This window comes from Streptomyces sp. NPDC058469, assembly GCF_042721125.1.
Taxonomy (GTDB): domain Bacteria; phylum Actinomycetota; class Actinomycetes; order Streptomycetales; family Streptomycetaceae; genus Streptomyces.
The window spans coordinates 1-2028 of the sequence record NZ_JBHXME010000349.1; the positions used below are offsets into that span (position 1 = coordinate 1).

1 protein-coding gene is annotated in these 2028 nt (G+C 70.1%); it reads left to right on the forward strand.

Annotation, left to right across the window (positions count from 1 at the left end):
- Window positions 1-229 precede the first annotated feature (229 nt).
- Complete coding sequence (gene lysS, locus ACFWP5_RS52335) at window positions 230-1972, forward strand: lysine--tRNA ligase (protein ID WP_384174510.1); 1743 nt, start codon at window positions 230-232, stop codon at window positions 1970-1972.
- The last annotated feature ends 56 nt before the right edge of the window (window positions 1973-2028 follow it).

Below are 2028 nucleotides of genomic sequence, written 5' to 3' on the forward strand. Positions count from 1 at the left end.
TGCGCGACAAGCCCCACGCACCCGCACCCCGCACACAACCGGAGCCACCCACCCCCGACCCGGCCCCACCGCACCCGCGCCCCTCCACCCCCTCACGCCAAGCCCCACCCCCCGGCCCCCTCCCGGTCACGGGCTTGGAAAAGGCGTTTTCGTGGATGTGGGGTCGCCTGGGACAATGAAACGGTCAGTCGTGCGACCGTACCGGCTGCCCCGTGTCAGAAAGAAGGACGTGCCGATCGTGGCTCAGAGCACCGAGACCACCGACTGGGTCTCCCGTTTCGCGGATGAGGTCATCGAGGAGTCGGAGCGTCGGGCCCCGGGCAAACCCGTAGTCGTCGCGTCCGGGTTGTCCCCGTCAGGGCCCATCCACCTCGGCAACCTGCGCGAGGTCATGACCCCGCACCTCGTCGCCGACGAGATCCGCCGCCGGGGCCACGAGGTCCGCCACCTCATCTCCTGGGACGACTACGACCGCTACCGCAAGGTGCCCAACGGCGTCGAGGGCACCGACCCGAGCTGGGCCGAGCACATCGGGAAGCCGCTGACATCCGTACCGGCCCCGGCCGGTTCGCCGTACCCGAACTGGGCGGAGCACTTCAAGGCCTCGATGGTCGCCTCCCTCGCCGAACTGGGCGTGGAGTTCGACGGGATCAGCCAGACCGCGCAGTACACCTCCGGCGTGTACCGCGAGCAGATCCTGCACGCCATGAAGCACCGCGGCGACATCGACGCGATCCTCGACCAGTACCGCACCAAGAAGGCCCCGGCCAAGAAGCAACAGCAGAAGGCCGTCGACGCCGCCGAGCTGGAGGCCGAGGCGGGTTCCGGCGCGGCCGAGGAGGACGACGGCAGTTCCGGTTCCGCCGGCTACTTCCCGTACAAGCCCTACTGCGGCGACTGCGGCAAGGACCTCACCACCGTCACGGCGTACGACGACGACACCACCGAGCTGTCGTACACCTGCGACGCGTGCGGCTTCGCCGAGACCGTCCGCCTCAGTGAGTTCAACCGCGGCAAGCTGGTCTGGAAGGTCGACTGGCCCATGCGCTGGGCCTACGAGGGCGTGATCTTCGAGCCGAGTGGTGTCGACCACTCGTCCCCGGGGTCCTCGTTCCAGGTCGGCGGGCAGATCGTCGGGATCTTCGGCGGCGAGCGGCCCATCGGGCCGATGTACGCCTTCGTCGGCATCAGCGGCATGGCCAAGATGTCCAGCAGCAAGGGCGGGGTCCCCACCCCGGCCGACGCGCTCCAGATCATGGAACCGCAGCTCCTGCGCTGGCTCTACGCCCGCCGCCGCCCCAACCAGTCCTTCAAGATCGCCTTCGACCAGGAGATCCAGCGCCTCTACGACGAGTGGGACAAGCTGGACGGGAAGGTCGCGGAGGGCGCCGCCTTGCCCGCCGACCTCGCCGCCCACTCGCGCGCGGTCCGCACCGCCGCCGGTGAACTCCCGCGCACGCCCCGCCCGATGCCGTACCGGACCCTCGCGTCCGTCGCCGACATCACCGCGGGAGACGAGGACCAGTCGCTGCGCATCCTCAGCGAACTCGACCCCGCCAACCCGCTGTCCACCCTCGACGAGGTCCGCCCCCGCCTCGACAAGGCCGAGGCCTGGATCAACACGCACGTCCCCGCCGACCAGCGGACCATCGTGCGCGACGAACCCGACGCCGAACTCCTCAAGTCCCTCGACGAGGCCTCCCAGCAGTCCCTGCGACTCCTGCGCGACGGCCTCGCCGACCACTGGTCCCTGGACGGCCTGAGCCACCTCGTCTACGGCGTCCCCAAGGTCCAGGCCGGCTTCTCCGCCGACGCGACCGCCAAGGAACTCCCGCCGGAGATCAAGACCGCCCAGCGGACGTTCTTCGCCCTCCTCTACCACCTGCTCGTCGGCCGCGACACCGGCCCACGCCTCCCCACGCTGCTGCTGGCCGTGGGACAGGAGCGGGTGCGGAGGCTGCTGGGGGAGTAGACCCGGCTCTACGACGAGGAGGGCGCCCCGAGCTCGATGGCACGGGGCCAGTATCT